Source organism: Trinickia dabaoshanensis, from assembly GCF_002879885.1.
GTDB lineage: Bacteria > Pseudomonadota > Gammaproteobacteria > Burkholderiales > Burkholderiaceae > Trinickia > Trinickia dabaoshanensis.
Genome location: NZ_PNYA01000036.1, coordinates 50,912 through 74,197 on the forward strand (window position 1 = coordinate 50,912; position 23,286 = coordinate 74,197).

Below are 23,286 nucleotides of genomic sequence, written 5' to 3' on the forward strand. Positions count from 1 at the left end.
GGGCAGGCGGCAAACGCACGATGCGTTGCCGCCTGTTTTTTCATCCGGCGCGACTACACCCCAAGCATCAAATCCAAGTTCTGCACCGCCGCGCCGGAAGCGCCCTTGCCAAGGTTGTCGAACACGGCCGACAGCAAGACCTGGCCCCGCTCCGCGTTGGCGAATACGCCTAGCCGCAAGTCGTTCGTGCCGTTCAGCACCTGCGGGTCGAGATGCGTCGTCGCGCGGGCATCGGCCAGTGGCATGACTTCCACGTGGCGGGCCCCCGAGTACCGTTGCGCGAGACAGGCGTGCAACCGTTCGCCGTCCGTCCCCGCCGGGAGCAACCTCAACTGGATCGGAATCGTCATCACGATGCCTTGCCGGTACGCCCCGTAAGACGGCACAAAGAACGGACGATCAGAAAGGCCCGCATGCAACTCGATCTCCGGCGTGTGCTTATGTTCGAGCGCAAGCCCGTACACCTTGAACGGTGCCGCGACCTGCCCGTGGGCCGCCTCGTATTCGTCGATGGCCGACCGTCCGCCGCCCGAATAACCCGAGATCGCATGAATGGCCAGCGGATAGTCGCGCGGCAACAAGCCTGCGTCGATCAGCGGACGCAGTAGCGCGATCGCCCCTGTGGGATAGCAGCCCGGGTTCGTCACGCGCTTAGCGCACGCGATACGTTGCGCTTGCCCGTCGTCCAATTCCGGCAATCCATACACCCACCCCGGCTGCGTGCGATGCGCAGAGCTTGCATCGATCACGCGCACCTCGGGGTTGCGAACGTAGCTCACCGCTTCGCGCGCGGCGGCATCGGGCAGACAGAGGATCGCGATATCGCAATCGTTGATGGCTTGCGCGCGACGATGCGGGTCTTTGCGCTCGTTCGGAGGCAACGTTGCCAGCCTAATGTCCGTCCTGCCGCGCAAGCGTTCGTGGATTTGCAGCCCAGCGGTGCCCTGGTCGCCATCGATAAAAACCGTCGGAACATGCATGCGATCGCCCTCCTCGAATCCGATCTGCGGAAATGAAGACGTATCGTGCGCCCGCAACCGAGCCTATGAAAAGTTGAATTTCATGACGTGTTGATTCATGATTTCTGAATTTGACGCCAACGGGAAGCGACGATGCGAGAGATCAGCTTGGACCGCCTGCGCACGCTTGTCGCGATCTCGGACCACGGGTCGTTCGCGGCCGCCGCGCAAGTGCTCCATCTCGCGCCGCCGACGGTAAGCCTGCACATCGCCGAATTAGAGAGCCGGATCGGCGCGCCGCTCGTCTCGCGCAAACGCGGCAATGTGCGGCCATCGCCGATCGGTGAAGTGCTCGTCGAGCGTGCGCGGCGGCTGCTTGCCGAGGTGGAATCGACGCTCGACGACGTGAGCCGGCAAGTGCAGGGCCTCGCCGGCCGAGTGCGCCTCGGCGCATCGACGGGCGCGATCGCGCATCTGTTGCCGCAAGCGATCTCGCAATTGCGCGAACACCACCCCGACATCGACGTGCAAATCGCTGTGCTCACCTCACAGGAAACGCTGGCTCGCCTCGCGCAAGGCACGCTCGACGTCGGCATCGTCGCCTTGCCGCAATCCACCGTCGCGGGGCTCGCGATCCGGCCGTGGCGCCGCGATCCGGTCATGGCGTTCTTGCCGGGCGATTGGCCGCTACCGGCGCGTATCACGCCCGCTTGGCTCGCGGCGCGCCCGTTGATCCTGAACGATGCGAATACGCGACTCTCGCGGCTGACGTCGGAATGGTTCGCGCTCGGCGGCTATCGGCCCGCCGCACGCATCGAGTTGAACTACGACGATGCCATCAAGAGTCTGGTCGCCGCGGGCTATGGCGCGACACTGTTGCCGCATGAGGCGGGCGCACCCCGCTCCGATGCACGCATTGCGATGCGGCCGCTGCGCCCCGCGCTTTGGCGAGAACTCGGCATCGCGCATCGGGCGGGCGAGGTCGAGCGCGCCACCGAGCACGTGCTCGATGCGCTGTGGGCGCTCAAGGCGCGCTAGCGCTAGCCCTTCGTATCGGCACCGTCTCGATGACCGGTAGGAAGCAGATCACAACGTCGTGGAACGGACCTTGGCGTAACGGCTACGCGAAGCTCACGTGATAAATGGGCGGAAGATGCGACGATAGCTCATGCCAGCTTTCACCGGCGTCGTCGGACGTCCAAAGCCCGCCCGTCGTCGAGCCCATGGCGAGATGTGTCCCGCTCCCATCGATGGCGAGCCCGTGACGATAAACGAGATCGTAGGCGGGCGCCGCCGGCAGTCCTTCGGAAAACGCCTCGAACGTGCGCCCTCCATCGCGCGTGCGCGTGACGACGAATCGGCCATCCACGGGAAGACGGCAAGCATCCTTGACCGCCGGTACGAACCACGCGGTGTCGGGATCGCGCGGATGGACGGCGGCGGCAAACCCGAAGTTCGACGGCTGCGCCTCCACCCGAGTCCAACGTTCACCACCGTCGGTCGAGCGGAAAATCGCGCAATGATGCTGAGTCCACAACATATCGGGCGCGGCGAGGCACTGAACGACGCGGTGCGGATCTTGCGCGTTTTCTTCCTCGCGCCGCTCGGGCGGCATGTAATCCGCCTGCATCCCTTTCGACGAAGGGCGCCACGTATCGCCGCCGTCGCGCGTTTGCCAGACACCGCCCGACGACACGCCGATCGTCACATGCTCGCTGTCGCGCGGATCGACCAGCACCGAATGAATGCCCGCATGGTCGTAGCCGCCCCCGCCCCACTCCCTGCGCTCGGGACGATCCCAGAGCGCACGGTTCAACGTCCAGGTCTCGCCGCGGTCGTCGGAGCGGAAGAGCCCGCCTGGAATCGTGCCGGCCCAGAGCGTGCCGGGCTCATCCGCGCCGCCGGGCTCGAGGGTCCAAATCTGCTCGAGCGACCACAGCGGCTCGCTCGCTGGTGTGCCTTGCCCGTCCGCCGGCGCGGTGCCGCCGCCGCCCGCCGGCGCCTCGGCTTCCGGCTGTTGCGGATACGCAGGCGACGCGCACGGCTCCCACTCGCTCGCCCCCGCGGGTAGCCGATGCAGCTTCACGCCGAAGTGACCGAGATTGAGCGCGGCATACAGCGTACCGTCGCGCGGGTCCACCAACGCCGAGGTGACGGGCTCGCCGATGAAATGGAGCGCCGCTTGCCTCCATCGGCCCGGGCGCTCGTCGTCGCGCTCGAAAACGAACAATCCTTTGCGGGTCCCCACGATCAAGCGGTAGTCGTTCACGGTCTTGTCTCCATCTGCGTCGTCGTCATCGTCGGCCCGCGATGTCAGCCGCCCGAAAGCGCTTGCACCACGTAAATGCGCGATTGTGTATCGACCGCATCCGATAAGCGCCGGCGGTCGCGCAACGGCTGGCCGTCGACGAAGACGGAGAGGTGCCGGCGCAGGCCGCCTTGATCGTCGAGGATGTATCCGCGCAAACGCGGCTCGTCGGCGAAGACGATCGATAACGCTTCATCGACCGAGCGTGCGTCGACATCGCGTTCGGGCATGGCGATATGCCGTTGAATCGCGGCGGCGAAAAACACGTGCGCCATGAGGGATAGGCGTTTCAAATGAGGTGCTTAAGTGTAGTCGATGCCGACGGGGCGGATTTTTCGCGCGGGAGCGCTTGTGCGCAAGGTATTCGCGCATTTTGGCGGGCGGAGGGAATGTTCGCCGTCGATGGCGGCCGCGCTTACGAACTTGCGTGGTTCCGGCGACGCAATCGACGGGATAAGCGGCTCGCAAGCGCTATCGCCGGGCCGCCCCGCGGTCAACTGTCGCGGGCTGAAACACCGCATCGTCGCATTCTGAAGCAGTCGCATTCGGCGATCGCGTCGTTCATATCGACGCCCGCCGCGGGCAGTGCCCATTACACCGTGCTATGCAGCGATTGGCACACATGTTGCGTCCGTGGCGGCGCATCGACTTAGCACGACATTAGCGGAGACACCTGTGACCAACCCGATCGAATTGCCCCATCAGAAGCAGCGAACCTTCGAGCCGTCCGCCGAGGCGCAAGCCGGCGCGAACGTCGCCGGCATGGAGGCCTACCGCGCACTCGCGGCCGACGCCGAGCGCGACTACGCCGGATTCTGGGGCGGCCTCGCACGCGAGGCGATCGATTGGCGCAAGCCGTTCTCGAAGGTGCTCGACGAGTCCGCCGCGCCGTTCTACACGTGGTTCGAAGACGGCGAATTGAACGCCTCGTACAACTGCCTCGATCGCCATGTCGCTAGCGGCCACGGCGATCGTGTCGCCATCGTCTTCGAGGCCGACGACGGCACCGTCACACGTGTGACCTACGCACAGATGCTCGCGCGCGTCGCACGCTTCGCCAATGCGCTCAAGCGCCGCGGTATCAAACGCGGCGACCGCGTCGTCATCTACATGCCGATGTCGATCGAAGGGATCGTCGCCATGCAAGCGTGCGCGCGGCTCGGTGCGACGCACTCGGTCGTCTTCGGCGGCTTCTCGGCTAAATCGCTGCATGAGCGCATCGTCGATGTCGGCGCCGTCGCGCTCATCACCGCGGATGAGCAAGTGCGCGGCGGCAAGACGCTGCCGCTGAAGCAAATCGCCGACGAAGCGCTCGCCATGGGCAACTGCGATGTCGTGCGCTCCGTCATCGTCTATCGCCGCACGGGCGGTGAGGTCGCCTGGGACACCAGCCGCGACGCATGGATGCACGAGATCGTCGCAAACGAGTCCGACATCTGCGAGCCCGAGTGGGTCGGCGCCGAGCACCCGCTGTTCATCCTGTACACGTCGGGCTCCACCGGCAAACCTAAGGGCGTGCAGCACAGCACGGGCGGCTACCTGCTCTGGGCCGTGCAAACGATGAAATGGACGTTCGACTGGAAGCGCGAGGACGTCTTCTGGTGCACCGCCGACATCGGCTGGATCACTGGCCACACGTATATCGCATACGGCCCGCTCGCGCTGGGCGCGACGCAAGTCGTGTTCGAAGGCGTGCCCACCTATCCGGATGCGGGACGCTTTTGGAAGATGATCGCCGACCACCAGGTCTCGCTGTTCTATACCGCCCCCACCGCCATTCGCTCGCTGACCAAGGCGGCCGATGCCGACGAAAGCGTGCACCCCGCGCGCTACGATCTCGCGAGCCTGCGCATCATCGGCACCGTGGGCGAACCGATCAACCCCGAGGCGTGGCTGTGGTACCGCCGGCATGTCGGCGGCGAGCGTTGCCCCGTCGTCGATACCTGGTGGCAAACGGAGACGGGCGGTCACATGATCGCGCCGCTACCGGGCGCCACGCCGACGGTGCCCGGCTCGTGCACCTTGCCGCTGCCGGGCATCATGGCCGCCGTCGTCGATGAGACGGGCCAGAGCGTGCCCGACGGACAAGGCGGAATACTCGTCGTGAAGCGTCCCTGGCCGTCGATGGTCCGCACGATTTGGGGCGATCCCGAGCGGTTCAAAGCCAGCTACTACCCGCCCGAGCTCGGCGGCACGCTGTACCTCGCGGGCGACGGCGCCGTGCGCGATCCGGAAACGGGCTACTTCACGATCACGGGCCGCATCGACGACGTGCTCAACGTTTCCGGCCACCGGCTCGGCACGATGGAGATCGAATCGGCGCTCGTCGCACACGAGCTCGTCGCGGAGGCGGCCGTGGTGGGACGGCCCGACGCCACCACGGGCGAAGCGGTCGTGGCCTTCGTCACGTTGAAGCGCGCGCGGCCCGAAGGGGAAGAAGCCGAGCAACTCGCCAAAACGTTGCGCGATTGGGTCGGCAAGGAAATCGGGCCGATCGCCAAGCCCAAGGAGATCCGCTTCGGCGACAACCTGCCGAAGACGCGCTCGGGCAAGATCATGCGCCGCCTGCTGCGCTCGCTGGCCAAGGGCGACGCGATCGTGCAGGACACATCCACGCTCGAAAACCCCGAAATCCTCGATCAACTCGGCCGGGCCGTCTAACACCGCCCGCGCTTCCTCGCCGATACCCGCCACCCGCGCGTATCGGCACCCGAGCCTCGGCGCAAGTGCCTAGGCTTTTCTCCGAAAAGCATCGCCCACCGGCGATGTCCGGCCGCGCGAATGCAAGATCGACCACGACTCGGTGCGGTCGAGCATTCGCTTCTTCGCTTTTTCAGCAGTTAATTAGTACTCCTATTTAATCGATAGGACCATTCGTTCCACACGTCCATACCAACCCTTGGAGGTAGACAATGAGCAGCAAAAAGATCCTGTGGTCCGCAGCCTTACTCGGCGCTGTTGCGAGCGCGCCTAGCTTCGCGCAAAGCAGCGTGACGCTTTACGGTGATTTGGACGCGGGCTTCGTCTATACGAACCGCACGCCCGGCGCGAACCCCGGGCAAAACGCCGGCCGTCAATTCTCGTTCATGGATACGGGCCTCACACCGTCGGTGATCGGGCTCATGGGCTCGGAGGATTTGGGCGGCGGATTGAAAGCGAAATTCCAGCTCGAGAGCGGCATCAGCGTCGCCAACGGCGCGCTGAGCCACTCGAACGGTAACTTCTTCGGACGGCAAGCCTGGGTCGCGCTCGACGGCGGATTCGGCGAAGCGAAGCTCGGCTTGCAGTTCTCGCCGTTCCTGCTGGCGATCGACAATTCCGACCCACGCAACTTCGCGCACTTCGGCGGCGGACTCATCAACTATGTCGACAACGTGCTCGCCACGGGCCTGTTCAATTCGAACGCGATCTCCTACACGAGCCCGGCGTTTGCCGGCCTCACGGGCAGCGCGATGCTTGCGCTCGGCGGGCAAGCGGGCAACTTCCAAGCGGGACGCCAGTACTCGGGCGGCCTGAACTATCAGAACGGCGGCTTGATGCTCGATCTGGCGTTTTACGACGGCAACAGCGGCGGCACGGCCATCACGCCGCTCTCGAGCACGGTCGCGTTCGTGGGCCGCACGCTGGGCGCCGGATACCGATTCGGCGCGCTGACGGCTAAGGCATCGTTCACGAGCTACAAGGTGGCGGGATCGTTCAGCAACAACGTGTATAACGCCGGCTTGGACTACCAAGCCACCCCGGCGCTGGACCTCAATACCGGCGTCTGGTTCACGAGCGACCGCAACGATACGAAGAACCACTCGGTCATGGGCGCACTCGGCGGCGTATATAGCCTCTCGAAAGCGACCGAGCTTTACGCGCAAGCCGCGGTGGTGAACAACCACGGGGCGATGAATACCGGGTTCGGCCTCAGCGACAACACGCTGTTCGCGTTATCGGGCACGACGGTAGGGGTGGATCTCGGCGTTCGTCACGCCTTCTGACGTTCTGACATTCTGCCGGTAAGGCTTCGCTCGAGCGCCGCATCGATTGTCCGCGGCGCTCGAGCAACTACTGGCGGCGGCGTTCGATCAGAAGAAGCCCAACGCTTCGGCTTGATAGCTGACCAGCAAGCACTTCGTTTGCTGATAGTTCTCGAGCGCCTTCTTATGGGTTTCGCGGCCGATACCCGACTGCTTGTACCCGCCGAACGCGGCATGAGCGGGGTACAGGTGATAGCAGTTGGTCCAGACGCGGCCCGCTTCGATCTCGCGGCCCATGCGGTACGCGCGCGTCCCGTTGCGGGTCCACACGCCGGCGCCGAGGCCGTAGAACGTATCGTTGGCCAACTCGATCGCTTCTTGCTCGTCCTTGAACGTCATCACCGATGCCACCGGCCCGAAGATTTCTTCCTGGAAGACGCGCATCTTGTTGTTGCCGAGCAGCATCGTCGGTTGCACGTAGTAGCCGTCGCCCAGTTCGGCGAGCGGTGCCGTGCGCGCGCCGCCCGTCAGGCACTGCGCGCCCTCGCCGCGACCGATGTCGATGTACGACAGGATCTTGTCGAGTTGTTGCTGCGAGGCCTGCGCGCCGATCATCGTCTGCATGTCGAGCGGGTGACCCGCTTTGATCTTGCCGACGCGCGCAATCGCCTTTTCGATGAAGCGATCGTAGATCGACTCTTGGATCAGGATGCGCGACGGACACGTGCAGACTTCGCCCTGATTCAACGCGAACATCGCGAGGCCTTCGAGCGCCTTGTCGAGGAATGCGTCGTCTTGGTCGAGCACGTCGGCGAAGAAGATGTTCGGGCTCTTGCCGCCCAGTTCGACCGTGGACGGAATCAAGTTTTCCGCGGCCGAACGCAGGATGTGCTTGCCTACCGGCGTCGACCCCGTGAAGGCGATCTTCGCGATGCGCTTGCTCGTGGCCAGCGCTTCCCCGGCTTCCTTGCCGAAGCCGTTGACGATGTTGATGACGCCGGCGGGGAACAGATCGCCGATCAGCTCCATCAGCACCAGCACCGAAGCCGGCGTCTGCTCGGCCGGTTTCATGACGACGCAGCAGCCGGCCGCCAGCGCGGGGGCGAGCTTCCATGCCGCCATCAGCAGCGGGAAATTCCACGGAATGATTTGGCCGACGACGCCCATCGGCTCGTGGAAGTGATACGCCACCGTGTTGTCGTCGATCTCGGAGATCGCGCCTTCCTGCGCTCGAATGCAGCCCGCGAAATAACGGAAGTGATCGACGGCCAACGGCAGATCGGCGGCCATCGTCTCGCGCAGCGGCTTGCCGTTATCGATCGTTTCGGCCACGGCCAGCAGCTTCAGATTCTTCTCCATCCGATCGGCGACCGCGAGCAGGAGATTGCCGCGTTCGGTCGTGGACGTCTTGGCCCATTTGCGACGGGCCGCGTGGGCGGCATCGATCGCGAGTTCGATGTCTTGAGCACTCGAGCGCGGGATGCGGCAGAACGGCTTGCCGTTGATCGGCGACACGTTCTCGAAGTAGTTGCCGCCGACGGGGGCGACCCACTTGCCGCCGATATAGTTCTCGTATTCCTTGCGGAACGGGTATTCGACGTCCAGGCCGAGTTGTTTGAGGTCAAACAGGTCCATCGCATGTCTCCTTTCGATTGCGTTCTCTGAAATGGAATCACAGCGCCAATCGGCTGTCGGCAGGATGAGGCAACAAGCATGCCAAAGACGAAGCATTGAAAACCGGAGAGCCGCGATAAATCGATCTCCTCGCGGTGTTTCAATTCGGCACAACTACGATAGTCGCGCGCTCGACGTGTTTCAAATTTAGACAGCGGGAGATTTAACTAAGTGCTCGTAGCAGAGCGTTCGAGCACGTAGGGCGGCGTCGAAAGCATTGGCCGATTCAGGCGGTTTTGAAGACGACCGGCACGTGCACCCAGGCGTCGATTGCCTGACCCGCTTGATGCGCGGGCACGAAACGCCAGTCGGCGACGGCTTCGAGCGCGGCGGCATCGAGCGATTCATGCCCGCTCGATGCGAGCACGGTCACTTCGCGCGCGGTGCCGTTCGCCAGCACGTGCACGTTCAGCAGCACCGTTCCCTCCCAACGGCGCGCGAGCGCCGTCGGCGGGTAGTCGGGCGCACGATTGTGGAGATAGGCGGCGTCGAAGAGCGGCGCGGCGTCGGCGGCCCGTGTCGGCGGCTCCGGTGCGCTGGGTGCTTGCCCGCGCTCTTGCGTCGCCGCGGCCGTCGATGCTGAAGGCAATTCCGGCTGCGCCGTGCTTGGTGTTATCGGTGTCGAAGCCGAATGCGTCTGCCGCGGCGATTCGGTTTGTTTCGGCGCTGCGGGGCGAACGGTGTCGGTGTCCGTACGAGCACCGCCTTGCGCGCGTTTCACCGGAGGTTCGTGGCGACGTACCGACCTGTCCGCTTCAGTGCGCTTGGCGACGGGCTCGATGGCCTTAACAGGCGCCGCACCCGTCGCTGGGACAGTCACGAGATGAATCAGAAGAGGCGCGCGACGTGGCACGGCAAGGCGGTCGACATCCAAGTCCCGCCGGAGAAAGGATATGCCCGCCACGACGTGCAGCGCGAGCACGACAGCGGCGATCGCAGTGAGCCGCCTGCGCTCGCCTCGCTCCCAAGTCGATATCGAATACATCGGCGCCGCGCAAGCGAACGCTTCGCGTCCGCTACCCATGCAAGTCGATTCCCCCGGCACGGCGATCCTCCCGTCGTCAATGCCCGCCCGCGCTCACGTACGCCTTCAAACGAGCGAAGCCGGGCTCGCCTCTTAACCGCTCGAACGCCCGCACTTCGATCTGCCGCACGCGCTCGGCCGATAAATTCAACTGCCGCCCGACTTCGCGCAGCGAATGCTCGTCCGCGACGCCGATGCCGAAGCGCAACCGCAGGACATCGGCTTCGCGCGCAGGCAATTGTTCGATCGCGGCCGTCACCGCACGCCGCATGCGATGCGCCGTGACGAGTTCCTCGGGCGTGGGCATCGCATCATCGGCGATGAACTCGCCGATCGTCGCATCGCTACCGGGGGCCGCAAGCGTTTCCATCGAAACCGGATCGCGCACGATGTTCGTCAGCTCGCGCACCTTATCGAGCGGCATTCCCATCTTCTTTGCCAGCGCCGCATGCGTGGGGACGCCGCCCACGCGGTTTACGTGATCGAGCGTGACGCGGCTCAGCTTGCTCAGCGTATCGGCCGTGTGCACAGGCACGCGGATGATTCTGGCTTGATCGCCTAGCGCATAGAGAACCGACTGACGTATCCACCACGTCGCATAGGTAGAGAATTTGAAACCGCGCGCGGGATCGTACCGCTCTATCGCCTTCATGAGCCCGATATTGCCTTCCTGCACGAGATCGGCGAGCGCGAGGCCACGCTCGTTATAACGCCGGGCAATCGATACGACGAGACGTAAATTGCCCTTGAGCAATGACACCCGCGCCTGCTGCGCACCGCGATCGATGGCGGCTAGCTGGTTGCCGATGCGCCGCGCCAAGCGAGGAAGGATCGCTTCAACCGACATCGCATCGACATGCACGGGCTCGGACGTAGCGGCGCCATGCCGCGAGAACGCTTGGGCCATCCGCTCGATGGCGCGCCCGGTGAAGCGCACCACGCCCATTCTCGCCTGCAGCTCACGACGCGCACGCCGGTAAGCCAACGAGCCGTAACCGGCGCGACCGATCGCCTCTCGCAACGTATCGGCGGCTTGCTCGATATAGGCCAATTGCGCCATGAGCGCCGATTGCCGCTCGGGCGAGTCTTCCCCTTCGACGCCGCCTTGCGCGATACCGTCGCTCAGTGCCGCATCGGGCTCGTCCAGCGAAAAGCCGAACACGTAACTGCTGGGCGGCGCCTTGCCGTCCACGATCTCGCGCCTGATCGACGCCAGCTCGTCCAACGCCGCCGGATGACGCGCGAACTGCATCACGCCGGCGACGCGCGCCGCCTCGATACGCCGTGCGAATGCTAGCTCCTCATCGCGGCTGAGCAGTGGCGTCGCAGCCATCTCGCGCAGAAACAGCGCGACGGAATCGGTCGGCGCCGAGCGCGCCGCATGTTGCTCGTTTGCCAGGATGCCCATCGATCACGTACTCATTTTGCCGAGGCCGTGGAGGTGCCGTCGGCCGAACGACCCACGCCGAGCGGCCCGGCGTTCAGCGGAACGGTCGAGGTGCGCGCGCTGTCGGCCGTCAATTTGGCCTTGGCCGGTGCATAGCCGTTCGCGCTGAGCAGGTAGGCCATGATGTCGGCGTATTCGGAATCCTTGAGCTTGCCGGGGCGGTCCGCCGGCATGTTCGTCGACATGTAGGTGTAAATGCCGCCGATCGTCAGATGCGAGCCCGAGGCCGGTGCGAATGCCGGGCCGCTCAGTGCCGGCGCCGTGATGCCCTGCATATTCGCGCCGTGGCATTTGGCGCAACTGCTGCCGTAAAGCGCCTTGCCATGAGCGACTTGGCCGCGGTCGAACGACGGCGCGCCCGAGACCGAAGGCGCGGCCACTTCCGCCGAAATTTTGACGATGTGTCCGGCGCCGGCCGTCGCATAGCCCGCATCGCGCAGCATGCCGTTGCGCTTTGCCGCGACCGGGCCGTCGAGATAGGCGAAGGCGGGCATCTTCGCCTTCGCCTGCGCCGCCTTTCTCGATTCGGGCAAAGTCCAGGCTTGCGTCAACGTCGCCAATCGCCCATCGGCGGCCATCGTGGTGAGCGCGCCATCGAGTTTGCGCTGCAACGCGGCGGCGTTCGAACCGAGCGCGAAGACGAGCTGCCAGTCGGAATAGGGCGAGCGCGTCTTGCGCACATCGAACTGCTGGGCGCCGTGCGCTTGTTGATAAGCGACGACCGCCGGATACCACACGATCGCACGCACCGCGCGCCCGCTCGCCACGGCATCCACCGTCAATTCGGGCGTGTTCTCGAGATCGAAATGCGCGTGTTGCTCTTGCACGGCGATCAGTTGCGAAGGGCTGCCATAGGTTGCCGCCACCACCTGCTCCGCCGCGTGCGCCTGCGAGTGCGCGCTCGCTTCGACGCTCACGTAGCTGGCGTCCAAGTAACCGCGCGAGAACCGCATTGCATTGCCCGAGGCATCGGCCACCGACGAACGCGGGAAGCCCGCGATCACATCGCAGCCGTGACCGAGCGTACGGCGCAATTCCTTCAACGAGACGCCGTCGTCATCGTCGCCACCGCCGATGCCGTTTTCAACGAGCGTCGCGGCGATGCCGGCCGCCTTGAACGCGTCTTTGGCGACGACCTTATCGAGCGCGGCAGAGGGGCTGCCGGGAAACGTGCAGATGCGAATCGGCGCGTCCGCCATGGCGGGCGACGAAGCGATGGCCAGACCGGCGACGGCGATCGCCGCCGCCGCAAACTGATGAAGATGCGTATTCATGATCGTACTTCCGATGAGTGCCGCGCCGCGGCCGCCGCACTAAATCAACGGGCGGCCGCGACATCGAGCGCTTTGGATGAGGCTAACTAACCGAGGCCGAAACGATCAGCCGTGATGCAACGCGAAGACATAGAGCGTGCCGCCGCGCGGTACCTTGTCGGCCGTTTTCGCCATCGGGCCGCCCCAGATCGGGTTTGCGCCGCCGTAGCCCGCGAGCACGGCCACGTACTCTTGCCCGTCCGCTTCGAACACCGAGGGCTGAGCGATGATGCCGCTCGCCAGCTTCGGGCTCTGCCACAGGACCTTGCCCGTCGCCGCGTCGAACGCATAGAGGTGACCGTCGAGCGAGCCGCTGAAGGCGAGACCGCCGGCCGTGCTGGCCACGCCGCCGTTCCAGGGCATCTTGCTCCAGTGACTCCACACCTTCTTGCCCGTGTTCACGTCGATCGCCTGCAACTCGCCGTAGCCCTTGCTGCCCGGTTCCGGCTTGATCTCGAAGCCTTCGCCGAGGTAAGGCAGCCCTTCCATGTAGCTCACCGACTTACCCGACAAGCTCATGCACGCATGCAGCGAAGGCACGAACGCCAAGTGCCGCTCCGGATCGTAGGAAACCGACCACCAGTTCTTGCCGCCGAGGAAGCTCGGACACGTATCGATCGTCGTGCCGACGTTCGGGAACTTGGAGCGATCCTCGATCGGCTCGCCGTCGGCCGTGTAACCCGTGACCGAGGTGGCCTTCACGAACGCGTTCGCATAGATCAGCTTGCCCGTTGAGCGATCGATCGCGTGGAAGAAGCCGTTGCGATCGGCGTGGATGATCGCGTCGTAGTCCTTGCCGCCGTGCTGGATCTTGGCGAGGATCGGCGTGTTCACGCCGTCGTAGTCCCACGTGTCGTTACGCGTGTACTGGTAGTGCCATTTGATCTCGCCGGATTTCGGGTCGAGCGCGAGCAGCGAATCGCTATAGAGGTTGTTGCCCGGACGCAGCGACGCGAGCCACGGCCCCGGATTGCCGACACCCCAGAACAGCGTTTTTGTCGCCGGATCGAACGTGCCCGTCAGCCAGGACGCGCCGCCGCCGTGCTCTTGCATGCCGTCGGGCCACGTGTCGCCGCCCTTCTCCTTTGCGCCCGGGATCGTCGTGCGCTTCCACAGCACGTTGCCGTTCTCCGGATCGAGCGCCGCGATGAAGCCGCGCGCGCCGTATTCGCCGCCCGAGTTGCCGACCACGATCGCGCCGTCGATCGCGAGCGGCGCGAGCGAGAAGGCGTAGCCCGTGCCCGGGTCGAACATCCGCTTCTTCCAGGCGACCGCGCCCGATTGCGCGTCGAGCGCGACGATCTCGCCGTCGAGCATCGCGATGTACGCGTTCTTGCCGTAGAGCGCGACGCCGCGATTCACCACGTCGCAACAAGCGTTCTTGAACGCTTCCGGCCCGAGGTTCGGCTCGTATTTCCAGAGCGCCTTACCCGTGACCGCATCGAATGCATAGACGTTGTCCTTCGGCGTGGTGACGAACATGTAGCGGCCGTTGACGATCGGCGTGGCCTCGAAACCCTGCTGCAAATCGGCCGGGAATTTATAGCTCCATGCGAGCCCGAGCTTCTTCACGTTCGCCGTATCGATCTGCTTGGCCGGGGAATGAGACTGCCCGTCGTAGCTGCGGTAGTACGTGAGCCAGCCCGGATCGCTTTGCGCGTTCGTCAAGCGGTCGAAGGTGACCGCGGGATAGTCGTCCGCTGCGCTCGAGAGCTGCGGGGCGAGGCCGATGGCGGTGAGCGCGCAAGCTGCGAGCGCCTTCTGCCAAGTGGCCGAAGAGGACCTTCGATTCATGTGTGTCTCCTGTGTCGGCCGGCGTGGGCGCTTTCGCTTCGTTGCCCAATGCCGGTCCCATGCCAAGCTAGGTTCGTCGATTTATTGCGGCGCGACGGCGTCGAGGATGGAGACTCAACGCGCGACGAATGGCCGCGGACCACGCTGAACGCAAAGGGTGTGCCATCCGCGCCGCAACGCCGCGTGAAGCGCGAGTGGGCGCTTGCGGCGTCTATTCACCGAGCATGCGGGGCGACCTGTCCACCGATGACCGCCGTCAAAAACTGAAACACCCTCGGCGATCGAAGTGTCGCGAAACGAGACACTGCCTACGCGATGAGACAGCCCACGAAGGACGGGCGGCTTATGGAGACCGCCCGTAGGCAGCTAACGATCGACCGCCCCCTCACGAACCGAGCGTTGGCATGGTTCTCGCCTTGACGAGCCCACAGACGCACACAACGAAACGAGCGAGGCAACGTGGAGGAGACCATGAGACGGTTGACGATAGAGGACGCGCTCGCGCAGCGGATGTCCAATGATTAGGAGTGCTACTCATGTTCTTCGAACGAAACGCCATCGCCCGGATTCTTCGAAGCAACCTTCGCGCGTTGCGTGGAGCATCGTCGCGAGCGCGCTTGCGTGGCCCTCGGCTTCCGCCATCGCGCAGAGCGCGCCCGACCGCGCATTGCCCGTTGCACCCACGCCCCCCGCTACCGTCGTCGCGACCCTCGAGCCGGTTGTCGTAATCGGCACGACGCCGCTCGTCGGCATCGGGTTGCCTTTGAGGCAAGTCGCGGCCAACGTGCAGGTCGTCCACGCTCGCGAACTCGAGCAGCAGCATCGAGAGACGCTGAGCGACTACTTCGAGAAAAACCTGCCGAGCGTGGACGTCAACGACGCCCAGGGAAACCCGTACCAGGCCAACGTCAACTATCGCGGCTTCACGGCGTCGCCCCTGCTCGGGACACCCGAAGGACTCTCCGTCTTTATGGACGGCGTGCGGATCAACGAGCCGTTCGGCAACGTCGTGAACTGGGACTGGATTGCGCAGCAAGCCATCGACACGATCGAACTCGTGCCGGGCTCGAGCCCGATGTTCGGCTTGAATACGCTGGGCGGCGCGCTTGCCATATCGACGAAGGACGGCAAGGCGCACCCGGGCGGGGACATCGAAATCACGGGCGGCTCGTGGGGCCGCAAGACCGCAGCGATCGAGCAAGGCGGCACGATCGGCCACCACCTCGATTACTACGTCACCGGTAACGTCGCGAACGACGGCGGCTGGGCCAGCCACAATTCGAGCCGCGTGCGGCAGGGCTTCGGCAAGCTGCGCTATACCGATGCCGACACCACCATCGCGTTTTCCGCGGGGGGCGCCGACAACGATCTGCAAGGCACGCAGACCATCCCGCGCTCGTTCCTCGACGACTTCCGGCAGGCCTACACCTACCCCGATCGGAACCTGAACAGTGCCGGCTATGCGACGCTGTCGGGCCAACATTACTTCAACGACAACACCGAGTTGAGTGGCAACGTCTACTTTCGCCGGTTCGTCAGCCGCAACTTGAGCAGCAACAACAACACCGACTTCGGGACCGTTAAGCCCGACGGCTCGATCGATACACTCCAGGGCAGCAACGTGAAGTCGATGGTGGGCACCGATAGCTACGGGGCCAGCCTGCAATTGACCCTGCTAGGCAAACTCGGGGGGATGCAAAACCAGTTCGTAGCCGGGGTGGCCGCCGACTTCGCGAACTCGCATTACACCGAATCGACGCAGAACGCCTCGTTCACCGATTCGCGCGCCGCGATCGGTATCGGCGATTTCGTTCAGAAAGTGAATGCGAAAACGCGCGACGCCAACCTCGCCGCGTTCATGCAGGACACGCTATCGCTCACGAAGCAATGGACCTTGACGCTTTCGGGCCGGTACGACTGGGCGAAGGCGAAGATCGGCGACGAAAGCGGCGTACAGCCGCAACTCGACGGCAGCCATGTGTTCTCGCGGCTGAACCCGGCGATCGGGCTCACGTGGAATCCCACGCCGAGTTTGACCGCCTACGCCAGTTACAACGAGGGGATGCGCACGCCGACCGCTATCGAGTTGACCTGCGCCGACCCCGCTGCGCCCTGCTCGCTGCCTAACGACTTCGTTTCCGATCCGGCCCTTGCCCCGGTCGTCTCCAAAACCTTCGAGCTTGGCGCGCGCGGCAAGATTGGCGGCAACACGACGTGGAGCGCAGCCGTCTATCGCACGACGCTTTTCGACGACATCGAATTCATCAGTGCACCCGCATCGGCGCAAGGCTTCTTTCAGAACGTCGGTAAGACCCGGCGCCAGGGCATCGAGCTTTCCGGTCATACGCAATGGGGCAAACTCGGCGTGACCGCGAGCTACAGCTATACCGACGCCACCTATCGTTCGAGTTGGACCGCGAGCAGCCCGAGCAACTCGAGCGCCGATGCGAACGGCAACATCGCTGTTCGGCCCGGCAACCGCCTGCCGGGCATTCCCGCCAATACCGTCAAGCTGCGGCTCGATTACGCGGCGACGCCGAATTCGAAGATCGGCACGAACGTGACTTACCGCGATGGCGTCTATGCGCAAGGCGACCAGAACAATGGAGACGTGAACGGCAAAATTCCCGGCTATTTCTTGATCGATCTCGATACTACTTATGACGTGACGAAGCATCTGCGCGTTTTCGCGACGGTGACCAACGTATTGAACAAACGTTATGCGAGCTACGGCGTGCTCGGCCAAAACTTCTTCAACGGCCCCAACCACACGTTCGACGGTGCGGCGCCGATCAACGAACAATTCGTCGGACCTGGGGCGCCAAGAGGCGCGTGGGTGGGGGTTCGGTATGCGTGGGATTAGGGGGCGGACCGTGAACGATTAGCGCATTCTCGGACGGGATCGGGATATCTCCGGATACTCCTTTGCGCGATCGGGCGTCATCGTATTGGATCGATGCCGATCGATTGCGCTTGGAGTGGACGGTATCGCACGTGGTTGCGAGCTGGCGCATTTTTTGCTCTTATCGGAGTCAAAAGCGTTTTGGCGGCAGCCGACGCTCGATCAGGAGGAGACAATGCGCAACGTCGTTCATCGCCCCGGGCATGCCGTGGCAGGTGGCGAGTCGGGTTGGCCCACGCCGTGCATTCAGAAGGCACATGAACGCTCCCAGGGCTATGGCCTGCTAACAGGCGCACGTCCCGATTACGACATCCTGCCCACATCCGAGCTCGCGCTCAAAGTCGAGCAGAACCGCATCCTCTGCGCGCATGCGATGCCCGTGATGGAAACGCTGCGCGACCAGATCGTCAATACTGAAAGCATGGTCGTGCTGACCGATGCGCAGGGACTCATCCTGCATTCGATCGGCGACGACGATTTTCTCGCTCGCGCCGAGAAAGTGGCGCTGCGGCCCGGCGCGCAATGGTCGGAGGAACGGCAAGGCACCAACGCGATCGGGACGGCGCTGGCCGAGCGCAGTGCGACCGTCGTGCACGGCGATCAGCATTTTCTCGAGGCGAATCGCTTTTTGACGTGCTCGAGCGTACCGATCCTCGATCCGTACGGCGACGTGATCGGCGTGCTCGACGTGACGGGCGACTACCGCAGCTACCATCAGCACACGATGGCACTTGCGAAGATGTCCGTGCAGATGATCGAGAATCATCTGTTTTCCTCGACGTTTCGCGACACACTGCAAGTGGGCTTCCATTCGCGTCCCGAGTTTTTGGGCACGCTGATGGAAGGAATCGCCGCCTTCACTGGAGACGGCCGCTTTCTCTCCGCGAACCGCAGCGCGCAATTTCAGCTGGGCTTGCCGCTGGCGGCGCTGCGCGCGCATACGCTTTCGTCGCTGTTCGGGATGACGAGCGCTGAACTCGTGGATCGCCTGCGCGCGAGCCGAGAGCCGATTCTTTCGCTGAACCTTTATAACGGCGCGGCCGTTTGCGCGAGCGTCACATTCCGGCGCGCCTTGCTGACGACGAGCGGCTGGCCGGCGGAAGGGCGGCGCGAGACTCCGGGCCAAGCCCCGGCGAGTGCGACGCCGAGCGTGCGCACCACGCTGCGGACGCTGCGGCTCGACCAGCTCGATACCGGCGATCCGCAAGTTTCGACCGTCATCGCGAAGGTTCGTAAGGTTATCGGCAAAGATATTCCGCTGTTGATCACCGGCGAGACCGGTACCGGCAAAGAGTTGCTGGCGCAGGCCATCCACAACGAGTCGCCGCGGCGCTCCGGGCCGTTCGTCGCCGTCAATTGCGCGTCGATTCCCGAGACGCTGATCGAATCCGAACTGTTCGGCTATGAAGAAGGGGCGTTTACCGGCGCGCGCCGGAAAGGCGCTGTCGGCAAGATCGTGCAAGCGCACGGCGGCACGCTCTTTCTCGATGAAATCGGCGACATGCCGTATCCGCTGCAAGTGCGGCTGCTGCGCGTGCTGCAAGAGCGCATCGTCAACCCGCTCGGTTCGACGAAGACGATTCCCGTCGATATCGCCATCGTCTGCGCCACCCACCGCGATTTGCGCGAGATGATTGCGCAAAACCGCTTCCGCGAGGATTTGTATTACCGGCTGAATGGGCTCGTCGTTAAATTGCCGCCGCTGCGCGAACGCAAAGATCTTGCCGTGGTCATCGGCAAGATGCTCGAACGGGAAGTGCTCAGGGGCGGGGCCGGACAGCATCTATCGGTTGCCCCCGAAGTGATGAGGCTCTTCGAGCACTGCACGTGGCCCGGCAACTTTAGGCAACTGGGCAACTTGCTGCGCACGGCGGCCGCGATGGTGGACGACGACGGTGAGATTCGCCGAGAGCATCTGCCCGACGACTTCTTCGACGACCTGCAAAAGATCGACGAGCAGCCCGCCGCTGTGCTCGCGCCCGTGGAGACGCCTACCCAGCAGGGCACGCGGCTTCAGGACGTGGAAGCGCAAGCCATTGCCGCGACGCTGGCGCTGCATGGCGGCAACGTCTCCGCTGCTGCCCGCGCGCTGGGCGTGTCGCGCGCGACGCTTTACCGCAAGATGCCCGCTATTGCTCCGACGAAGAGCGATAGCGAGGATTGACTCCCCGTTTCCGCTTTCCCTTCCCCCCTTCCTCCGTCTCGCCTCACCTGAACCCCTGTCGCATTTTGCGACAGGGTGTCGCCGATTAGAACACCCGCTGTCGCACGATTGTGTCCATCACGCATGACGGCAGCCCTCATTACCTCATCGGTCCCCTTCATCCTGGCATCGATCGCCGATCGGCTCGTTCACTTCGTGCTTTGAACCTTGCCCCGCATTGTTGTGCTCCCTGCGGGAGCGAATTCGCGTTCGCATCGGCATAGCCCTTGCTTTAACGATTCGACCGCTGAACAAACGATGCGGTTACGCAGTTTCAACGACGTTCAACTCAATGAAGGAGACAGCCATGCAATGGACCACGCCCGCCTATACCGATCTGCGCTTCGGTTTCGAAATCACGATGTACATCGCCAACCGCTAACGGGTAGGTGAGCGCGCCGTGCGCGAGGCCCACTTCCCTCGTGCGCGGCCGCTGCCAAGGGCACTGCCATGTTGATCAAGGTTCTCGGCTCCGGCGCAGGCGGTGGCCTGCCGCAATGGAACTGCAATTGCGCGAATTGCACACGCACGCGCGCGCTGACGAACGGCTTCAAGCCGCGCACCCAGTCATCGATCGCGGTGAGCGAGAACGGCGAGGATTGGTTGCTGATCAACGCATCGCCCGACTTGCTGACGCAACTACGCGCACACCCCGAACTGCAACCGGCTCGCGCGCTGCGCGATAGCGGCATCGCCGCCGTCATGCTCTGCGATGCGCAGATCGATCACGTGACCGGCCTGCTGATGCTGCGCGAACGCACGAGCCCGTTGCCGCTTTATGCGACGCGGCCCGTACTCGATGATTTGTCGAGTGCGTTTCCGCTGATTCCTTTGCTTAGCCATTACTGCGGTGTCGAACAGCATCCGATTGCGCTGGGTGAGTCTTTTGCCATCGAGAGGCTAAGCGGTGTGCGCTTCACGGCCATTGCCATCGACAGCGCCGCACCACCCTACTCGCCGCATCGCAATGCACCCGTCCCCGGCGACAACATCGCACTGGTCATTGAAAGCGTTAAAACCGGTGCGCGTGCGTTCTATGCGCCGGGGCTTGCGCATGCATCGGACGCTGTCGTCTCCGCGATGCATTCAGCGCAACTCGTGCTCGTGGACGGCACGTTCTGGACCGACACCGAGATGATCGATCTCGGCCTGTCACGCAAACGTGCAGCGGATATGGGGCATTTGGCTCAGCGCCCCGCGAACGGCAACGACGGAATGATTGCGTTGCTCGATACGTTGCCGAGCACCACACGCAAAGTACTCATTCATATCAACAACACGAACCCGATTCTCGATCCTCACTCCGCTGAGCGTGCAAGCCTGCGCGAACACGGCATCGAGATCGCGGAAGACGGCATGGAATTAAAGGTGCAGCCTTGAGCGCTATTCCCTTACACGCGACGCCCGTTGCGCCGGCTGGGTCTTATTCTTCGACGCAGACGGACGACGCACCATGGACACGCGAGCAGTTCGAAGCGCAGTTACGTGCGCTCGGGGCTCGCTATCACATTCATCATCCGTTCAACATCCGACTCAATAGCGGGCAATGCTCACCCGACGAGATTCGCGGGTGGGTAGCGAACCGCTTCTACTATCAAATCAATATCCCGTTGAAGGATGCGGCGATCTTGTCGAATTGCGGCGATCGCGAGACGCGGCGGCTTTGGGTGCAGCGCATTCTCGATCACGATGGGTATGGGGACGACGCTGGTGGGATTGAAGCGTGGGCGCGGCTTGCCGATGCGGTGGGGTTGCCGCGCGACGAGCTCTGGTCGCTCAAACATGTGGTGCCGGGCGTGCGGTTCGCCGTGGATGCCTATGTGAATTTCGCGCGTCGTGCTCCGTGGCAAGAGGCTGTGTGCTCGTCGCTCACGGAGATGTTTGCGCCGCAGATTCATAAGGACCGGCTTGCTGGGTGGCCCTCGCTTTATCCTTGGATCGAATCGACAGGGCTTGGATATTTTCGGAGCCGGATTCCGCTTGCGACGCGCGATGTCGAACACGGTCTCGCCGTCACGCTCGATTACTTTCGGACGAGCGCGATGCAACAGCGCGCACTCGAGATTCTTACGTTCAAGCTCGACATTCTTTGGTCGATGCTCGACGCCGTTGAAAAGGCGTACTCGCGATGACCTATGCCAACGCCATGAGCGGGGCGCCGCTGCGGCCCCGCCTCTTGCCAATGTTCCGGCTGCAATGGGAAACGGAGCAGGATGCTTACGTGCTGCTCTATCCCGAGGGGATGGTGAAGCTCAATCCTAGCGCCGGGCAGATACTGGTTCGATGCGATGGGACTCGGGAGCTGGATGAGATCATTAGCGAGCTTGAGGAGCTTTTCAATGCGCAGGACTTGGCGGCCGATGTTTATCGGTTTTTAGATCACGCGCGTCAGCGTGGCTGGGTGGCTTGAGATGGATACGCTTGCTCAGGGTTATGGGTCGGGGACGGGAATAGGTTCGGATGGGACGTCGGCGCCGCTTTGGTTGTTAGCCGAACTCACGTACCGGTGTCCGCTTCACTGCGCGTTTTGTTATAACCCTGTGGATCTTGAAAGCCATGGGCCCGAACTCGATACCGAGGAATGGCTCCGGGTGATCAGCGATGCACGTAAGTTGGGGGCTGTGCAGATTGGGTTTTCCGGTGGAGAGCCTCTTGTTCGTGATGATCTTGAGGTGCTCGTTGCGCATGCTCGCGGGCTTGGGTTTTATACGAATCTGATTACGTCAGGCGTCGGGCTGACGGAGACGCGCATCGCCGCGCTCAAGCTCGCCGGGCTCGATCATATTCAACTGTCGTTCCAAGACTCGACTCGGGAGTTGAATGACTTTCTTTCTAGTACTAAGACGTTCGAGCTCAAGCGCAAGGTCGCGCAGTTGATCAAAGCACACGGATATCCGATGGTGCTCAACTGTGTGCTGCATCGGTTCAATCTGCCACACGTAGGGCAGATCATCGAGATGGCCCTTGATATCGGGGCCGAGTATCTGGAGCTGGCGAATACGCAGTACTACGGTTGGGCAATGCTCAATCGCGAGCAGTTGATGCCTACTAAGGAGGCCCTGCGCGAGGCCGAGGATACGGTTAATCGGTATCGCGCTATGGTTGGGGAGCGGTGCCGGATTTTGTTTGTCGTGCCCGATTACTTCGAGACTCGGCCCAAGGCCTGTATGAATGGGTGGGGGTCGGTTTTTCTTGGCGTGGCGCCGGATGGGACTGCTCTGCCCTGTCATGCGGCTAAGACCCTGCCGGGCTTGCAGTTGCCGAATGTGAAGGATGCGTCGCTCTCGCAGGTTTGGTATGAGAGCGGCGCGTTTAACGCGTTTCGTGGCGAAGATTGGATGCAGGAGCCTTGCCGCAGTTGTGACGAACGCGGCAAGGATCACGGAGGGTGCCGGTGCCAGGCTTATGCGCTAACCGGCGATGCGAGAGCCGCGGATCCGGTTTGTTCGAAGTCGCCGAAGCATGCCGAGGTGGAGAAGGTTGTGGCGTTTGCTCGGGATGCCAGGGCTGTTGAGGAACGGCCGTTGGTGTTTCGGAGTATGCGGCGGGGGTGAGGGGCGATTGCCATTATGGATTTGCCCCCGTACTTCCGGACACCGCCTCACACTTGAGTTGATGATTCGGTCCTGCGCCGGAATTCGCGTGGCGAACGGTATTTCAGCGCGCTATGGGGATGATGCTCGTTATAGTGCTCGAA

18 protein-coding genes are annotated in these 23,286 nt (G+C 63.4%); 10 read left to right on the forward strand and 8 right to left on the reverse strand.

Features of this window, described 5'->3' with window-relative positions; translation table 11 throughout:
• Positions 1-53: 53 nt before the first annotated feature.
• Positions 54-980, reverse strand: a complete 927-nt coding sequence (argC, locus tag C0Z18_RS28895) for an N-acetyl-gamma-glutamyl-phosphate reductase (protein ID WP_102648888.1) — start codon at positions 978-980, stop codon at positions 54-56.
• A 132-nt stretch (positions 981-1,112) separates the two neighbouring features.
• Between argC and C0Z18_RS28900 the strand changes: the two genes are divergently transcribed.
• Positions 1,113-1,997: a LysR family transcriptional regulator gene (locus C0Z18_RS28900; protein WP_102648865.1), complete on the forward strand. Its 885-nt coding sequence runs from the start codon at positions 1,113-1,115 to the stop codon at positions 1,995-1,997.
• Between the two features lie 82 nt (positions 1,998-2,079).
• On the opposite strand, the gene C0Z18_RS28905 is transcribed toward C0Z18_RS28900, so the two are convergent.
• The gene (locus C0Z18_RS28905; protein WP_102648866.1) at positions 2,080-3,228 is read right to left on the reverse strand and encodes a WD40/YVTN/BNR-like repeat-containing protein; all 1,149 of its coding nucleotides are present in this window, start codon (positions 3,226-3,228) and stop codon (positions 2,080-2,082) included.
• Positions 3,229-3,272: 44 nt separating this feature from the next.
• A complete protein-coding gene (locus C0Z18_RS28910; RefSeq protein WP_102648867.1) occupies positions 3,273-3,542 on the reverse strand; it encodes a ubiquitin family protein in 270 nt (89 codons plus the stop codon).
• Positions 3,543-3,942: 400 nt separating this feature from the next.
• On the opposite strand from C0Z18_RS28910, the gene acs reads away from it, so the two are divergent.
• Complete coding sequence (acs, locus tag C0Z18_RS28920) at positions 3,943-5,928, forward strand: acetate--CoA ligase (protein WP_199189571.1); 1,986 nt, start codon at positions 3,943-3,945, stop codon at positions 5,926-5,928.
• Positions 5,929-6,179: 251 nt separating this feature from the next.
• Entirely contained in the window at positions 6,180-7,253 is a 1,074-nt protein-coding gene (locus C0Z18_RS28925; protein WP_102648869.1) for a porin, read from the forward strand.
• Between the two features lie 87 nt (positions 7,254-7,340).
• Here the strand turns inward: C0Z18_RS28925 and exaC are convergent, their stop codons facing one another.
• The 5 genes from exaC to C0Z18_RS28950 all read right to left on the reverse strand — a co-directional run bounded on the left by exaC (position 7,341) and on the right by C0Z18_RS28950 (position 14,484).
• Entirely contained in the window at positions 7,341-8,867 is a 1,527-nt protein-coding gene (gene exaC / locus C0Z18_RS28930) for an acetaldehyde dehydrogenase ExaC (protein WP_102648870.1), read from the reverse strand.
• Positions 8,868-9,132: 265 nt separating this feature from the next.
• Entirely contained in the window at positions 9,133-9,495 is a 363-nt protein-coding gene (locus tag C0Z18_RS33690; RefSeq protein ID WP_158244324.1) for an energy transducer TonB, read from the reverse strand.
• Positions 9,496-9,967: 472 nt separating this feature from the next.
• Positions 9,968-11,338 (reverse strand): sigma-70 family RNA polymerase sigma factor, encoded by a 1,371-nt coding sequence (locus tag C0Z18_RS28940; protein ID WP_102648872.1) that lies wholly within the window; start codon positions 11,336-11,338, stop codon positions 9,968-9,970.
• 11 nt (positions 11,339-11,349) lie between these two features.
• Positions 11,350-12,651 carry a c-type cytochrome gene (locus C0Z18_RS28945; protein ID WP_102648873.1) on the reverse strand — a complete coding sequence of 434 codons (1,302 nt, stop codon included), beginning with the start codon at positions 12,649-12,651 and terminating at the stop codon, positions 11,350-11,352.
• 105 nt (positions 12,652-12,756) lie between these two features.
• Positions 12,757-14,484, reverse strand: coding sequence for a methanol/ethanol family PQQ-dependent dehydrogenase (locus C0Z18_RS28950; RefSeq protein ID WP_102648874.1), 1,728 nt, complete (start codon positions 14,482-14,484; stop codon positions 12,757-12,759).
• 517 nt (positions 14,485-15,001) lie between these two features.
• Here C0Z18_RS28950 and C0Z18_RS28955 point away from each other — a divergent pair.
• The 7 genes from C0Z18_RS28955 to pqqE all read left to right on the forward strand — a co-directional run bounded on the left by C0Z18_RS28955 (position 15,002) and on the right by pqqE (position 23,143).
• The gene (locus tag C0Z18_RS28955) at positions 15,002-17,347 is read left to right on the forward strand and encodes a TonB-dependent receptor (RefSeq protein ID WP_102648875.1); all 2,346 of its coding nucleotides are present in this window, start codon (positions 15,002-15,004) and stop codon (positions 17,345-17,347) included.
• 214 nt (positions 17,348-17,561) lie between these two features.
• The gene (locus C0Z18_RS28960) at positions 17,562-19,550 is read left to right on the forward strand and encodes a sigma-54-dependent Fis family transcriptional regulator (RefSeq protein WP_102648890.1); all 1,989 of its coding nucleotides are present in this window, start codon (positions 17,562-17,564) and stop codon (positions 19,548-19,550) included.
• A gap of 346 nt (positions 19,551-19,896) precedes the next feature.
• On the forward strand, positions 19,897-19,971 hold the full coding sequence (pqqA, locus tag C0Z18_RS28965) for a pyrroloquinoline quinone precursor peptide PqqA (protein WP_006410019.1): 75 nt from the start codon (positions 19,897-19,899) through the stop codon (positions 19,969-19,971).
• A gap of 68 nt (positions 19,972-20,039) precedes the next feature.
• Positions 20,040-20,969: a pyrroloquinoline quinone biosynthesis protein PqqB gene (gene pqqB, locus C0Z18_RS28970; RefSeq protein ID WP_102648876.1), complete on the forward strand. Its 930-nt coding sequence runs from the start codon at positions 20,040-20,042 to the stop codon at positions 20,967-20,969.
• Between the two features lie 5 nt (positions 20,970-20,974).
• The gene (gene pqqC / locus C0Z18_RS28975) at positions 20,975-21,721 is read left to right on the forward strand and encodes a pyrroloquinoline-quinone synthase PqqC (protein ID WP_102648891.1); all 747 of its coding nucleotides are present in this window, start codon (positions 20,975-20,977) and stop codon (positions 21,719-21,721) included.
• Positions 21,718-21,999, forward strand: coding sequence for a pyrroloquinoline quinone biosynthesis peptide chaperone PqqD (pqqD, locus tag C0Z18_RS28980; RefSeq protein ID WP_102648877.1), 282 nt, complete (start codon positions 21,718-21,720; stop codon positions 21,997-21,999). Before pqqC ends, pqqD begins: the two co-directional genes overlap by 4 nt.
• A 1-nt stretch (position 22,000) precedes the next feature.
• The gene (gene pqqE, locus C0Z18_RS28985) at positions 22,001-23,143 is read left to right on the forward strand and encodes a pyrroloquinoline quinone biosynthesis protein PqqE (RefSeq protein WP_102648878.1); all 1,143 of its coding nucleotides are present in this window, start codon (positions 22,001-22,003) and stop codon (positions 23,141-23,143) included.
• Positions 23,144-23,286: the final 143 nt, after the last annotated feature.

What these genes read in the sequence shown, in the direction of transcription:
- argC (WP_102648888.1), bottom strand. Translation starts at nt 980, where the DNA reads ATGCATGTTCCGACGGTTTTTATCGATGGCGACCAGGGCACCGCTGGG.
- C0Z18_RS28900 (WP_102648865.1), top strand. Translation starts at nt 1,113, where the DNA reads ATGCGAGAGATCAGCTTGGACCGCCTGCGCACGCTTGTCGCGATCTCG.
- C0Z18_RS28910 (WP_102648867.1), bottom strand. Translation starts at nt 3,542, where the DNA reads ATGGCGCACGTGTTTTTCGCCGCCGCGATTCAACGGCATATCGCCATG.
- C0Z18_RS28925 (WP_102648869.1), top strand. Translation starts at nt 6,180, where the DNA reads ATGAGCAGCAAAAAGATCCTGTGGTCCGCAGCCTTACTCGGCGCTGTT.
- exaC (WP_102648870.1), bottom strand. Translation starts at nt 8,867, where the DNA reads ATGGACCTGTTTGACCTCAAACAACTCGGCCTGGACGTCGAATACCCG.
- C0Z18_RS28940 (WP_102648872.1), bottom strand. Translation starts at nt 11,338, where the DNA reads ATGGGCATCCTGGCAAACGAGCAACATGCGGCGCGCTCGGCGCCGACC.
- C0Z18_RS28945 (WP_102648873.1), bottom strand. Translation starts at nt 12,651, where the DNA reads ATGAATACGCATCTTCATCAGTTTGCGGCGGCGGCGATCGCCGTCGCC.
- C0Z18_RS28950 (WP_102648874.1), bottom strand. Translation starts at nt 14,484, where the DNA reads ATGAATCGAAGGTCCTCTTCGGCCACTTGGCAGAAGGCGCTCGCAGCT.
- C0Z18_RS28955 (WP_102648875.1), top strand. Translation starts at nt 15,002, where the DNA reads ATGATTAGGAGTGCTACTCATGTTCTTCGAACGAAACGCCATCGCCCG.
- C0Z18_RS28960 (WP_102648890.1), top strand. Translation starts at nt 17,562, where the DNA reads ATGCGCAACGTCGTTCATCGCCCCGGGCATGCCGTGGCAGGTGGCGAG.
- pqqB (WP_102648876.1), top strand. Translation starts at nt 20,040, where the DNA reads ATGTTGATCAAGGTTCTCGGCTCCGGCGCAGGCGGTGGCCTGCCGCAA.
- pqqD (WP_102648877.1), top strand. Translation starts at nt 21,718, where the DNA reads ATGACCTATGCCAACGCCATGAGCGGGGCGCCGCTGCGGCCCCGCCTC.
- pqqE (WP_102648878.1), top strand. Translation starts at nt 22,001, where the DNA reads ATGGATACGCTTGCTCAGGGTTATGGGTCGGGGACGGGAATAGGTTCG.